Source organism: Helicobacter cetorum, assembly GCF_900198405.1.
GTDB lineage: Bacteria > Campylobacterota > Campylobacteria > Campylobacterales > Helicobacteraceae > Helicobacter > Helicobacter cetorum_C.
Window position 1 is genome coordinate 12,497 of sequence record NZ_FZMR01000021.1, and the last position, 13,249, is coordinate 25,745.

The 13,249-nt window shown below is 37.6% G+C and carries 13 protein-coding genes and 1 pseudogene; 4 read left to right on the top strand and 10 right to left on the bottom strand.

The genetic code is table 11. The annotated features are described in order from the left end of the window. Window position 1: 1 nt before the first annotated feature. Together C6H25_RS09090 and C6H25_RS06370 are read left to right on the top strand one after the other, a co-directional pair. A complete protein-coding gene (locus C6H25_RS09090) occupies window positions 2–67 on the top strand; it encodes a DUF3944 domain-containing protein (RefSeq protein ID WP_104748666.1) in 66 nt (21 codons plus the stop codon). Window positions 68–95: 28 nt separating this feature from the next. After that, window positions 96–578: a ubiquinol-cytochrome C chaperone family protein gene (locus tag C6H25_RS06370; protein WP_104748608.1), complete on the top strand. Its 483-nt coding sequence runs from the start codon at window positions 96–98 to the stop codon at window positions 576–578. 689 nt (window positions 579–1,267) lie between these two features. Here the strand turns inward: C6H25_RS06370 and C6H25_RS06375 are convergent. From C6H25_RS06375 to C6H25_RS06395, 5 genes are read right to left on the bottom strand one after another with little or no spacing between them, the layout of a single operon-like run. Beyond that, window positions 1,268–1,702 (bottom strand): hypothetical protein, encoded by a 435-nt coding sequence (locus C6H25_RS06375; RefSeq protein WP_104748609.1) that lies wholly within the window; start codon window positions 1,700–1,702, stop codon window positions 1,268–1,270. Beyond that, window positions 1,699–2,460: a flagellar motor protein MotB gene (motB, locus tag C6H25_RS06380; RefSeq protein WP_104748610.1), complete on the bottom strand. Its 762-nt coding sequence runs from the start codon at window positions 2,458–2,460 to the stop codon at window positions 1,699–1,701. Before motB ends, C6H25_RS06375 begins: the two co-directional genes overlap by 4 nt. A 2-nt stretch (window positions 2,461–2,462) precedes the next feature. Beyond that, a complete protein-coding gene (gene motA, locus C6H25_RS06385; protein WP_104748611.1) occupies window positions 2,463–3,236 on the bottom strand; it encodes a flagellar motor stator protein MotA in 774 nt (257 codons plus the stop codon). 12 nt (window positions 3,237–3,248) lie between these two features. Next, window positions 3,249–4,025, bottom strand: coding sequence for a HesA/MoeB/ThiF family protein (locus tag C6H25_RS06390; protein ID WP_104748612.1), 777 nt, complete (start codon window positions 4,023–4,025; stop codon window positions 3,249–3,251). Between the two features lie 4 nt (window positions 4,026–4,029). Further along, entirely contained in the window at window positions 4,030–4,647 is a 618-nt protein-coding gene (locus C6H25_RS06395; RefSeq protein WP_104748613.1) for an MBL fold metallo-hydrolase, read from the bottom strand. Between the two features lie 133 nt (window positions 4,648–4,780). Here C6H25_RS06395 and C6H25_RS06400 point away from each other — a divergent pair, with 133 nt between their 5' ends. Further along, window positions 4,781–5,785 carry an SAM-dependent methyltransferase gene (locus tag C6H25_RS06400; RefSeq protein WP_104748614.1) on the top strand — a complete coding sequence of 335 codons (1,005 nt, stop codon included), beginning with the start codon at window positions 4,781–4,783 and terminating at the stop codon, window positions 5,783–5,785. A 79-nt stretch (window positions 5,786–5,864) separates the two neighbouring features. On the opposite strand, the gene C6H25_RS06405 is transcribed toward C6H25_RS06400, so the two are convergent. From C6H25_RS06405 to C6H25_RS09095, 4 genes and pseudogenes are all read right to left on the bottom strand, one after another. Further along, window positions 5,865–6,593, bottom strand: a complete 729-nt coding sequence (locus C6H25_RS06405) for a Fic family protein (RefSeq protein ID WP_104748615.1) — start codon at window positions 6,591–6,593, stop codon at window positions 5,865–5,867. A 30-nt stretch (window positions 6,594–6,623) separates the two neighbouring features. Continuing rightward, complete coding sequence (locus tag C6H25_RS06410) at window positions 6,624–8,048, bottom strand: outer membrane family protein (RefSeq protein WP_418904553.1); 1,425 nt, start codon at window positions 8,046–8,048, stop codon at window positions 6,624–6,626. A 22-nt stretch (window positions 8,049–8,070) separates the two neighbouring features. Beyond that, complete coding sequence (locus C6H25_RS06415) at window positions 8,071–9,726, bottom strand: outer membrane family protein (RefSeq protein WP_104748616.1); 1,656 nt, start codon at window positions 9,724–9,726, stop codon at window positions 8,071–8,073. A 119-nt stretch (window positions 9,727–9,845) separates the two neighbouring features. Then, window positions 9,846–11,314 (bottom strand): annotated as a pseudogene (locus tag C6H25_RS09095) (outer membrane family protein). Between the two features lie 163 nt (window positions 11,315–11,477). Between C6H25_RS09095 and C6H25_RS08630 the strand changes: the two are divergent. After that, window positions 11,478–11,621 (top strand): hypothetical protein, encoded by a 144-nt coding sequence (locus tag C6H25_RS08630; protein WP_158653897.1) that lies wholly within the window; start codon window positions 11,478–11,480, stop codon window positions 11,619–11,621. Between the two features lie 41 nt (window positions 11,622–11,662). On the opposite strand, the gene C6H25_RS06425 is transcribed toward C6H25_RS08630, so the two are convergent. Continuing rightward, complete coding sequence (locus C6H25_RS06425; RefSeq protein WP_104748617.1) at window positions 11,663–13,192, bottom strand: outer membrane family protein; 1,530 nt, start codon at window positions 13,190–13,192, stop codon at window positions 11,663–11,665. Between the last annotated feature and the right edge of the window lie 57 nt (window positions 13,193–13,249).

The following is a 13,249-nucleotide window of genomic DNA, read 5'->3' on the forward strand; positions in this document are numbered from 1 at the left end:
GATGGCATACATCAAAGATAACGATTTAGAGTTTTTAGGGAAGTTGAAATCAGAAGATTTAATATAGAATAATCCTTACTGAAGTATGCGATAAAATGAAAGTAGGGTATGATGAAAACGCACCTATTGAAGAGATTGAAAGGGCTATGCTAGAGAGTGTGATAGCACAAGGCTTTGAAAAAATGAGTGAGAGTGAAATTAAAGAGATGTGTTGTGAAATTTCTAAAAAGCATGTTTTTGATTTTGAAAGCTTGGATAAGCAAGCTTTGATTGCTAATATTATCCATATTTTTGTGAGTAAAAAAGCAAAAGATATGGATTTTATTTTAAAGCTTACTTCATTTATTACAGCAGATGTGATTAAGGTTGTTGGGGCAGGGGTTGGCGCTGAGTTTTTAAGCGCATTAGCACCTAATGCACTAAGAGGGCCAGCAGGTTGGGTGCTAGGTATAGGGGTGGTTGCAAAATTACTGAGCGACCCCGCTTTTAGAGTAACTATTCCGGCATGTTTTGTGGTGGCTACTTTGAGATTGAAAGCGAGCGCTAAAAAATCTCTTTTTTCTTTACCTTTTTTTTAAGTAGATTGAGTTGATTGGAGATGTTAAGAAAATTTTTAAAGGCTTTATTTTATGATTGGTATTGATTAAACCTAATGTCAATTTTAGACTAAGGTGTGTTAAAAATAGGGGGTAGCACCCCACCCTATAATTAAAGCACTTTTTGAGAAGAATTTCGTGGTATTTTGTTAAAGTATTTGTATCTAAGAGATTGGCTAGTTATCTTGTGTTTTAAGCATATTCAATGATTAGAGATATATTCTAATTAAACGCTGATAATAAAATATAAAAAAGCTTAACGCTTAAATTGCATTATTCTTATAACTTCTGCAAAGCACTTGGGCTAGTATTTACAAAGATTAGATGTAAAAGTAGGACAAAGACACCAATTTTGAGCTTTAAAAAAGTGCTAAACACACTTTTAAAACAAGCTAATACGAAAAGCCTTTTAAAAAGTCCTATTGAATAAAAATGACTTTTATAATAAAAATAAAACCTAAAACAAAGTTTTAAAAATAAGCTTTCTTATAAAAAAATTAAAGAATGATAAAAGGGTTATAAGCAAAAGAAATGAAATCATTCTGTTAAGAGAGTTTTAGTGTGATTAGAATAGAACTTATTAAAAACCGCCTAACATCATCAATAAAAATAAGCCTTGATATGATTAGAAACAATCTGTTGGTTTAGGGCAAATTGATTGTAAAATGCTTTTAGAATTGAAAGGTGCGTTTGCCTAAATTGGTGTTTACTTCTATCCATAGGGGTTGGTTCTCGCATAAAATCTCATAAGCGACGCTTTGATTTTTAATCAAAGAGACATTTTTAGGCGTGGGATAGAGTGAGCAAGAACGCCCTTGATTAATATTGATATTTAAAATGGTTACACTATCAATCACGGCGATGACTTTTAGATAATAGGACTCTCTAGCCCCTTTCCATTCTAAATAAGGGGTGCTTTGAGGGACTATCTCTAGGGCGACTAAAGGATTTTTAGCGATTTTTAGTTGGGCTTGCTTTTGTCTCTCAAGGATTTCTTGCTGTCTAGGGGCTTTATCAATCAAATCAAAGAGTTTTTCAGAGGCGTCTTTTTCTCTAGCCATAAGACTTGCTAGGCATAAAAGGAGCCAGAAAAGAGATTCTTTCATGGGTTGAATTGCTTGTCTAAAATAGAATGGATTTTACTCAAATCATTCGCATCGGTGGAAAAAAAGATTTCTACACGATTATTTTTCATTCTGTTTTCTATGGAATTATTGGGGGCGATAGGGTTGGTTGAGCCGTAGGAAGAAAAGGATAGTTGCTCAGGGTCTACGCCATATTGCATTAAAAGCTGCATGACACGATAGGCACGATTTGCGGCTAGTTCGTAGTGGCTTTTAAAACGAGTTTGTCCTTTTAAGGGGGTGTTATCAGTAAAACCCTTTACATTGATATGCACTCTTTTAGGAAGTTTTTGAATGATTTTAGCGATGCGTTCAATATAAAGCATCATATCTTGGTTAATCGCATCAGAAGTAGCGCTTTCAAAAAGTAGGCTAGAGGGGAGTTTTAAAACAGAGCCTTGGTCAATCTGTTCTAAAACGCTACCCTCGCCTTTGCGAGTGATAGTAACTTTAGTTTGGGTGTTTTGAGAAGAGGGCAGAGACTTTTCATCAATGGTGCGTTCTTCTTCTTGCCCAGAATCAGGGGGGATAGGTAAAACCGGTTGCATAGTCTCTGGCTTAGGAGCGTAATTAAAAATCTTAATAAATTCTGTTTTTAAAGCCTCTACTTTAGATTTATTAACCGCAGAAATCGCATAGAGCGCGATAAAGAGCGCGAGCAATAAAGACAAAAAGTCCGCATAAGGAACCGCCCATTTTTCGCCGGCGGGGCATTCGGTGGGTTTATTTTTTTTAGCCATTTTTAGCCCTCAAATTGAGACTTTTTAGGCTCACCCGGAGCGATGTAATTTAAGAGCTTAGTTTCTAAATCTCTTGGGTTTTCGCCATTGGCAATACCTAAAATCCCCTCTAAAAGAACGGTTTTTTCTTTGATAATATCCTTAGATTTTGCCTTAAGCTTATGCCCAAAAGGGCCAAAAATCGCATAAGAACACATAATTCCCGTAACCGTTGCTGTAAACGCTCCAGCAATTCCTGCTGCCATTTCTGCGGGATTATCTAGTTTTTGAAGAGCAAGCATTAGACCCATAACCGCACCTACCAAGCCCATAGTAGGGGCAGTTTCACCAGCTGTTTCCCAATAATGAGCGGCTCCATGATAATACTCTTCCATTTCTTCAATGCTAATTTCTAAACTCTCTTTAACGGATTTCAAATCTTTACCATCTATTATCATAGACAAACCATTGCGAGTGAAATCATCTTCAATTTGAGCGACTCGCCCTTCTAAACTCAAAACCCCATCTTTTCTAGCGAGCGTGGCTAATTCTATTAAGTTTTTGATAGTTTCATTTAAAATGATTTTAGGGTTTAAAAAAACGATTTTAATTTCTTTATAGGCAGCCTTAATCGCTCTTGCGTGTGTTCCAGTCATTGCAGCAAAAAGTGAAGTAGGGATAATGATAATGCATGAACTTAAGTGAATGATGTGTAATGGGTTACCATCTTCTAAAATATCGCCTAATGAAATGGAGGCGATTGCTAAAACTAAACCTAAGATTGATGATAAATCCAAAATTTACCCCTTTTATATTTCGTAATCTTGTAAATGCGTGATTTTATGCGTGCCACAAACCCTACATTCAGGGTTTTTTAGCACTTGAATTTTTTTAAAATCCATGGTTTTGGTATCCACGCTAAGCAAAGCGTTTGTTAATAAAGTGTCAAACCCTAAAAAGTATTTGATAGTTTCACTCGCTTGGATACACCCTAAAATTCCGGGTAAGACCCCAAAAAGCCCTGCTTTAAAAATAGGGTTTAATTCTTTTTTAGGAGGCTTATCAAACACGCATGCAAAACAAGCGCTCTTAGTGGGTAAAATCGTCATGCTTTGCCCCCTATATTTTAAAACCCCAGCGTGTGAATAGGGCTTATTGGCTAACACACAAGCATCATTAATCAAAAATTTAGCGCTAAAATTATCTGTAGCGTCTATGATAAAATCATAAGGTTCTATGAGAGAAAGAGCGTTACTAGCATTAAAGCGTTCCTTGAAGGTCTCTATTTTAACATCAGCATTGAGAGTGTTTAAACGCTCTTTGGCTGAAAGGATTTTAGGTTGGTTCAAAAAATCTTGTGAATGGATAACTTGGCGTTGTAAATTGCTTATATCCAATACATCAAAATCTACAATACCTATTTTTCCTATTCCAGCAGCACATAAATACATTAAAATGGGCGAACCAAGCCCCCCAGCCCCAATCACTAGAACGCTAGATTTTAAAAGCTTTAACTGCCCTTCTTCGCCTACATCTTCTAGCATGATATGGCGTAAATAACGCTCTTTTTGTAATGGAGTTAACATGTTTTTAAGCTATCCTTGAAACCCAAACTTTAGAATGCTCTCTTTCAGCAAAAAAGCTTGTTTTATCCCCATGACCGGGATAAATATCTAAGTCTTTAGAAAAATCTAAACTTTGAAATCTTAATAAAGACTCTTTCATATCCTTTGGGTTAGAGTAAGGGAAATCATAACGCCCAATGCTACGATAGAAAATAAAATCTCCGCTAAAAATCACTCCTTCTATTTCTATGATAGAACAGCCCGGTGTGTGTCCGGGAAAATGCCAATATTTAATTTCAACGCCTTCTATATTTAAAGTCGCACAACCTTTATTACAAGGCACACTAAAAGTGGGGCTAAAAGTAGGCACGCCTAAATTAAAAATATCATTTTCTAGCATAAAAACATCGTCTTTAGGGGCATAAATGGGAGTATCTTTAAGAAGTTTTTGTAAATTAGCGCTATCCCAGACATGGTCATAATGTCCATGCGTGATTAAAATGGCTTTAGGGTTTTTAGCGTTTTCCAATATCCACTCGCTACTAGAAAATCCGGGGTCTATAATAAAATCTACCCCACTAGATAGTTGGATAATGTAAGCATTTTCTTCCACTACCCCACACGCTCGCCTTAAAATCTTCAACTCGCACTCCATTTAAACTAGCTCAAAAAATCATCATTACTTCGTATGATAGCACAAAAATAAGGTAATTTTTACTAGAATGGTCGTTTGTAGTTTTTAACTAAGATGAATTTTTAAGGATTAAAGGAAAGAAGTGCGTTCGTTTGGAAATTACATGCAAGAGTGGCTTTATGGAAAAAAAGGGTATTACAGAAAGGCAATAATTGGTCAAAAAGGGGATTTTTATACTTCAGTGTCCTTAAGCAAGTTTTTTGGTGGCACGATTGCATTTTATATCATCAAACTTTTAGAAGAAGAAAAATTATTTTTGCCTTTAAAAATTGTAGAAATTGGCTCTCATCATGGGTATTTTTTAAGTGATATTGCTAATTTTTTAAAAGCTTTAAGCGTGGGTGTTATAGAAAAATGCGAATTTATTAGCTGTGAGCCTTTAAAAGAATTACAAAGCATTCAAAAAACAATTTTTAAACAAGCTACGCAACTAGATTTAACAAGCTATAGCTTAGAAGGGCTTGATTTTAAAGAATGTGAAAATGTATTTGTTATCTCTAATGAATTGTTTGATGCGTTTGCTTGTGAGATTATCAAAGACAATCAAATGCTTTTTATTACCCCTAAGCATCAGAGTGTTTGGGATAATATCAATGAACCTACAAAAGAACTTCTCAAAACCTTGAATTTGCAAGTTGGGTGTGTGCCATTATTTTTGAACGCTTTTATTAAGGATTTGTTAGAAAAGTTGAATAAGGCTCAATCTTGGGTGTTTTTAAGCTTTGATTATGGCGATGAATTACAGAGAGTAGATACGCATTTAAGAGCCTTTAAAGAACATCAGGTGCTAGATTTTAAGGATATTTTAGACAATCTTTCTAGTTTGTATCAGCAAAGCGATTTGACCTATGATGTCAATTTTTCTTTGGTGCGGTTTTTATTTGAAAAATATCAAGCAAAATTTTCATTCTTTAAATCACAGGCTAAAGCGTTGCTTGATATGGGACTTATGGAATTATTAGAAAAATTTTCTCAAAGCACAAGTTATGAAAGGTATTTAAAAGAAGTTGCAAAAATCAAGCCCTTGATTAGCCCCGGAGGCTTAGGAGAGCGTTTTAAGGCATTAGAATTTGTCAAAAAAACTTAAAAGGGGCTAATGGGTAGTTTGATAGGTTGCTTATGTTTAGGGGGTGTCTTTATTAGAATTGTTTAAATCATTGGTATTGTTATAGTTTAGGGTTGAGTTGGGCTTGTCTTTCTTTAAAGATAGTAGTGTAGCGTTCAATCTTTTCTAACTCTACTTCTTGGCAATGCTTGATAATACTAAGCAAGGCATTAGTGTCTTGCTCTCTCATAGCATTCATGTATTCACTTCTAGTAGCTACTTCAATCACAAAGGGCGTTAAATTTGCTTTTATACTTTGATAAAACATTAAAGCTCTTCCTGTCCTACCATTACCATCTGTAAAAGGGTGGATTTCTTCAAATTCTATATGGTGTTCTACTATCTTTTTTAATTTCTCTTCATCACTCAAATTTAATGTTAAATCATTTTGTATTTTTAAACACAATTCATTAATTCTAGGTTGCACCATAGCTGGACTTGCGGTCGGCTTTTTAGCCCCTATAATTTCATTATAAGTGCTTTTAAATTTTCCATAATCAGGCAAGATATTACGCATTAAAACAGAGTGAAAATGACAGATTAAATGCTCATCTATAGCTTTATCTCTTTCTAAAATATCTAAAATAAAGGGAACAAAATTACGATAATTTTCTATCTCATACACTTCATCTAAGCTTACGGATTTAATGGGGGTTTTTCTATCAAGCAAAATACTCATCGTATCGCCTAAAGTCAGACTATTGCCTTCCATAGCGGAGTTGTGATGTGCCATACGAATGGTTAAATCCATAGCGTAATCATTAAATTCTAGTAGTTCTTTATAGGTCATAAGGTCTCTTTGAATATTTTAAAAGGTGTGTTAGTATATTCTAAAGCCATAGGTTGCTGTAAACATGATATGACTTCTATCAGAATAGACATTGTGTTTTAAGGGCTGAGTGCCGGGGCCATTAGGGTCTGTGGGGACATACATATTACAATAGCCTATACAATAGCCCGCCTTAGTGATATTGCCATAGTATTCTAGTTTTAAATCTAATTTAACATTAAAGCGGTTTGAAAAATAACTTAAAAAGAGTGCCAAGCTCCTTTCATCAGCCCTTGGACTATCAGTCCAGCGTCCTAAGACTTTCCAACTGAAATTTTTACTATGTGAGCCAACATATAAAAAGCCGTTGGTAGCATTTGCACCAACAATATTATTAATTTCTGCGTCATAAATACTATTAGTCCAAATATTATAGCCCAAAGGGTCTCCATAGATACCTATATCGCCATTAGCGTTGCCGACATTTTTATAGATACTGCCTCCAAACTGCCATTGATTATAAAAAAAGCGTGCACGCAAAAAGTAGGTTTGTCCGTTTTTTCCCATAGGTTGTTGCTGGAATAAGATGATGTCATTCCCACGCCCTGTTACAGGAAAAAAGGGAAAAAATCCTACGAAAGTTCCTACAAAACGAAAGCCCTTATTATTAAAGTTAGGATTAGTGTCATAAGTGAGATTAAAACCCGGAGCAAACATACGCTCAAAGATAGCATAAAAATAGGGGTTGAATTTCAAGCCTTTTTTTTGGTATTTCAAATCAGCAATCATTAGCGCTTTACCGCTTGTATAGTAACGACCAAAATACCAAAACCAGTCGCTTGAGGCAGAGGCTCTAGCGTCTGAATACATCACTCTGAATTTAGTGTCTTTATATTTGACAAAGCCCTCAACCCCTTGGCTAAAAGAAGTGAACCAATCATAGTCTTCTGCCTCATAGCGTCCACCTTTCACACCAAAGCTGAATTTGTCTTTTTTATAGTTGTAGCTCAAATAGGCGTTATGAAACATCCAATAACGAGGCTTTTGCACATGCAAACCGCTATGACCAGCATACCAACCGATATATTCCCAAAATATTCCTGCACCATAAGGGTCAGTCCTAGATCCGGGTTGGCCATTAGGGATATTATTGCCTTGCTTGGAAGTGGAGTCATAGGGTAAAGTAGCTACCATGCCTCCAACTTCTGCTCTTAAGCCTTTGTATAAATTCATGCTCAAGTCAAATTCGCCTAATAAGGAGGTGTAACTACCTGTAGGGTAAATGTCTTTTGAGGGCTGGTATTTTTGATTGTTAAAGCCGTATTTGGTGTAGCTACTGATTTTTCCTGTGAGAGTCATGTTAAATGCCTCAGCACTAGGAGAAAGCACAAAGTAAAGGAGAGATAAGGGGTAAGAAAAGTTTCGTAATGCTTTCAAAGCCCTACTCCTAGAAGATTTAGATATGATAAAAGGCATGCCAAAAAGGCAAAAATACTCCTTAGAAACTATAAGAGAAGTGTGTCATCAAGTGGCTCATATCGTTTGTAATACTCTTTGCGATACCGCCTATATTTTGAGGACCTTGCATAAACGCACCGGTTTCAAATAAGCCGTTATTAAGGTTAAGCGGTTGTCCGTTTGGCCCAAGGAAACCAGTCCCGGGGTCGTAACCCGCACGAACTCTAAACTCTAGCCATACGAGTTTCAAACCAGCCTTAATATGCTTACCAAATTGATAGTCTAGGTAAGTTCCAATACCATATTCAATCGCTCTTGGAGAAGTTGTGAAACGCTCATAGACACTCCAACTAAACTTGCCATGGTTACCACCACCTTTGACATATTCAGTGAATGCATCAGCTGCGGTGATGTTATCAATAGATGCGAATCCTAGTCCATAAACGCTACCGACCCATTGCTCGATACCATCAATGGCGATTGGGTTACCCCATGTTCCCAAGTTCATGTTGGGGTTACCAATGTTAAGATACGCACCACCTACAACGAAGTAGTTGTTAATGTCAATATGGTGTCGTAATAAGAGTGTTGCACCACCGGGACCTTGTAAGCCTCGCCATTTACCGCCATCTAGGAATGGATCCCAAGTGTTATAACGAGCGGGTGCGTAACGACCATAGCTAGAGTTGTTCCAACGGTAGTCATACATGGCATAAAAAGTAGTCTTATGTCTAATGCCCCTACCGGCAAAATTAGGATTAGTATCATATTCCACTTTAATACCGGGTAAAGTGCCAACCTCTGGGATAAGATACAAATAGGGGTGAATCATCAAATTTTTGGTAGGGCGATAAATAATACCGGCTTTATGGATACCCCAAGGCTTTTCGCGATAGTTCGCAAAGAACCACTGACCATCAACAATACCACGACCCCAAGAGCTGAGTAATTGGAGTTTTAATTTATTATTGACTTTGAATGTTCCATAGAAACCGGTTAGCATTTGATACATCCAGTCAATCTGCTCTTGCTCGGTTACATCAAAGCGTCCTGCTACGGCATGCCATCTCTCACTATCATAGGTTAAGTTAGCCTTATAGATTGAATAGCGTCGTGAATGACCGGGTAGATACGCACTGCCCGGATAGTAGTTAGGATATGAGCCGTTCCACTCGCCCATATACATGTATTGGAAACCACGAGGGTCAATGACAGAACCGGGACCACCACTCGCATCCATTAAGTCTCTAGCGGAAATACAAGTGCTATTAGGATTGGTAAGGCTACCTACAGCACCAACAACGCCAGCACAAGCCGCTTCAGCTGCCGCATCGCCACCATCTCCACCTTGACCTAGCCAATAGCTTGGGGGTCTAAAGTCTTGTGCCCATCTATCGTGTTTAGTGCTGGCGTAGGGCTGACCACCTAAAGCACCACCTAGATTGACAGACCACCCTCTACCCATATGTAGGGTTCCCTCTAGCTTAAAAGCAATGTTAACAAATGTATCTTGTGGGTAGATACCTTTGATAGGATTAATAGGCGAGTGGTTGAAACCTACTTTAGAGAACATGAGAAAGTCCCCATGCACCTCATAGGTAAGTGCACTGAGCGAACTTGTAGTGAACAAGAGCGGGAGCGTTATACGCTTCAACAATGCACCTGCAATTTTTCGTTTCTTAAGTTTCTTTGGCATTCCTCTTCCTTACTTTACCTTGAAATGGACTAAAATTACTCTATGAGTTGGAATATTAGCATAAAAGAACGCATAATTTGCTTAAAACTATGCTAGTTTTTATAAAAATTTATCAAATTTTAGAATTTAAAATGTAAATTCGTCATTAAAAAACTTCTGTCTTGTGTGGTTGCCTTAAAAGCGGGGTTATAAACAGAGCTAAAAGTTTGTCCTACTTGATAGCCATGATGTATCCATGCGCGATACCATTCTAAAGTTAAAGACGCTGTTACAAAACGGCTGAAATTATAGCTCAAATCTAAATTCACAGCCCCTTCATTGGCTCTAGGGCTTGTGGTAATACGCCCTAAAATTTCCCATGAGAGCTTTCTAATATGCCCGCCTACTTTGGCATGAAAAGTGAAGGCGTTAGCGTTCATATTAGCTGCACTTAGCCAGTCATAAACGGTGTTTGTCCAAAAATTAAAGCCAATTAAGTCAGGGTCAGTATAAGGGGTGTAGGCGTTGGCATTGCCCCAAGTTTTATAAATGCCATAGCCAAAATACTTGCCATTAATGGTGAATTTTTGCTTGAAAAGAAACATTTGAGCGCTTGTGCCTGCATAGGAGCTGTAAAAAATGTTGTGCGCGTCTTTAGGGTTATAGAAAGGGAAAAAACCCATAGCGGTCGTATAGATAGATAAATTTCTATGGTGTTTGAGCGGAATGTTACGCACATAGGTAACTTGCACTGCTGGAGCGATATAAGTGTTTGGCGAGAAATAAAAAAAGGCGTGATGGAAAGCCCTTTTTTATGCCAAGTGATACTACCAGAATGGATACCTAGATTGATATGCTTACCATGTTTATTAGTGGTAACAATGGGGGCGAAATAATCATAAATCCATTCATCATAAGTCCAGCTCATGCCATAAGAGCTAAACCACCAAAAGGTGAAATTCCTAAGATTGAGCGTGGCCTCAAAGCCCTCTGTATAGCCGTCCATAAAATACGCATTACCTGCATAACGGCCTGCTTTGATACGAAAGATTTTTTTATAGCCGTATTCTACATACGCCTCATTTAAAATAATGTCATGGACATGCTGGCTCATCCAGCGGTTTCCTAAATAGCCACCATTGCCGGGATTATTCATGCCATTAGCTGCATCAGTGCCCCAGCCTCCAGCTCCTAAATACCCATGCCATGCGCCATAATACATCCACATCATAGAGCCAAAGGGCTTGCCTGTGGCTTGGTCTATTAGGTTTTTGGTGCCATCATAAGCAAGTCCGCCTCCCATAAAGCCGATTTTAGCGGTGAAAGAATGGTTATAGACATTTTTAGGGAGTAAATCTGCTTTGACATTTAAAAATCCGGTTACTGCTGCAAAAGTTTCAGTGGGGTAGTAGCCTAATTTAGTGTTAATGGGGCGGTTATTAAAACCTACTTTAGAGAACTCTGCCATAGAGCCACTGATTTTATAACTAAAAGCGCTTAAAAAGTTAGCAAAACAAAAAGAAAGGGCGATGGTTTTTCTAAGACTTATCATTAGATATTCCTTATTAAATAAATAGCAAACAAAGATAAAGAACCGACAAAAACCCATGTAGATAGTGCAGTTAGTCTGCGTTTCTACTCATTTATTATTATAATACTGCTAATCTTAAGAAATAGTAAATCTTAGACTTGTTTTTTCTAGTTGCATTTAATTAAAAAAACGCTTTCGTTTTTTAAGGGGGTGTAGGGGGGGGGTAGTAAAGGCTATCGCCTTGTTCGCTGTTTTACTAAAAGTGAGTTTAGCACTTTTAAAAACGCTCGCTGATAATACCCCCCCTTATCCCCCTAATAGCGCCTTAAGAAGTTATCGCTTGACTTTGTCAAGCTCTTTTATGTTTATTCTTAAAAACGCTTAAAAGCGTTTTATTTCTTGGCTATCCATTAGAACAGAGCTGAATTAGAATTTTAAGGTGATGTTAGTCATCATGTTGCTTCTATCTTGGTAATTGGCTGAATAGTCGCCATTAGGATTATTAAATTGTGGTAAGCCAAAATAGCCTACTTGATAGCCCTCATGCATTTCTACGCCATAATATTGGAATTTAACATTGGCAAAAATGGTATGAGTGAATGCGTAACTGAGATTGAGGGCTAGAGAATATTCGTTCGCTCTTGCGATTTGTCCCCTAGAGTTTCTGTTGGCATTACTCACACGCCCAGCAATATGCCATGCAAAACGGCGGATAATACTGCCTATAGAGCCATAGATAGTGAAAGTGTTGGCGTTCGTTACAGCGTCTGCTAGACCATCATAAGCGGTGTTATCCCAAAAGTCAAAAGCTAGGATACTTCCGGTTACGCCATCGCCTACATAGGAGTTGTTATTCCCTAAGGGCATGGTATGGCTTCCTAAAAAAGCGTCCGCATTGCCAAAGGTGTTGTAAATACCAAGAATTGCCGTCCATTTATCCCACCAAAAGATTTGGCGGATATTGAGCGAAACGGCGTTTTTACCAATTTGAGAGCCATGCTGAGCGCCATCCCAAATGCTGTATTGCCCTTTATCGTTTTTCCACCCTGAATAATACATAGGAAACATGACCATGACCATGGTTTGAGAGCGAAAACCTACATATTTAAAGTCGTTGTTAGTGTCATAAATGAGCTTAAAACCCGGTGCGTTATAGGTCTTTGGCGAAAAGTAGTAGTCAAATTGTGCGCTGAATCTTTTGTAATTATAAGTGGCTGTAATGCCATGCCAGCCGTAGTTGATGAATTTGCCATTAGATTGGAGATAGGGCGTTGTAGCATAAAATTGATAAATCCAAGAATTAAACGCTAAGCCTCTTCCATAAGAGCTCCACCACCAGAATTTCAAGCTTTGATTCTTGGTTTTGAAAGGCTGGTAATACACTTCCCAACCTTGATTGCTACCGCTCATAAAATCAATGTTTGCCTCATAACGACCTAATTTAAAACCAAAAATATTCTTATAGTCATATTGCAAGAATGCGGTATCTAATACATAAGGTCTTGCATGAGCAGCGCCAGAGTTAGGGTCTGGTCTGCATAAGCCCTTATTGCATGCATAGGCTGGGTCAAGGAACTTATTGAAAAAATATCCATGATAACCGCCAATGAAGTTATATACAATAGAGCCATAAGGCATTCCTGTAGCTTGGTCAATCTCATCTTTGGTTTTATCAAAGACGATGCCAGCCACCGTGCCACCTAGAGAAAAGGATAATTTATGATTGATTGTGTGCTTAGGGAGCAAGTTTAGCTTTACTTGTGCCATGCCAACTACATCTACAAAACTTTCAGTGGGGTAAATCCCTTTTTTAGAATTGATAATAGAATTGTTAAAACCAATTTTAGAGAAGTTTTCCATACGACCGCTGAATTGATAATCAAACGCTTTGAGACTAACAGAGCTGAGTGCTAAAAGGGCATAGCTAAGAAAAAAGGGGCGTTTAATGTAGGTCATGGTGTCCTCCTTAGTGGCTAATGTCGTTTATACATATTTACAATAGCTAAAATTCTT

What these genes read in the sequence shown, in the direction of transcription:
- C6H25_RS06425 (WP_104748617.1), bottom strand. Translation starts at nt 13,192, where the DNA reads ATGACCTACATTAAACGCCCCTTTTTTCTTAGCTATGCCCTTTTAGCA.
- C6H25_RS06375 (WP_104748609.1), bottom strand. Translation starts at nt 1,702, where the DNA reads ATGAAAGAATCTCTTTTCTGGCTCCTTTTATGCCTAGCAAGTCTTATG.
- C6H25_RS06390 (WP_104748612.1), bottom strand. Translation starts at nt 4,025, where the DNA reads ATGTTAACTCCATTACAAAAAGAGCGTTATTTACGCCATATCATGCTA.
- C6H25_RS06405 (WP_104748615.1), bottom strand. Translation starts at nt 6,593, where the DNA reads ATGACCTATAAAGAACTACTAGAATTTAATGATTACGCTATGGATTTA.
- C6H25_RS06415 (WP_104748616.1), bottom strand. Translation starts at nt 9,726, where the DNA reads ATGCCAAAGAAACTTAAGAAACGAAAAATTGCAGGTGCATTGTTGAAG.
- C6H25_RS06410 (WP_418904553.1), bottom strand. Translation starts at nt 8,048, where the DNA reads ATGCCTTTTATCATATCTAAATCTTCTAGGAGTAGGGCTTTGAAAGCA.
- C6H25_RS06370 (WP_104748608.1), top strand. Translation starts at nt 96, where the DNA reads ATGAAAGTAGGGTATGATGAAAACGCACCTATTGAAGAGATTGAAAGG.
- motB (WP_104748610.1), bottom strand. Translation starts at nt 2,460, where the DNA reads ATGGCTAAAAAAAATAAACCCACCGAATGCCCCGCCGGCGAAAAATGG.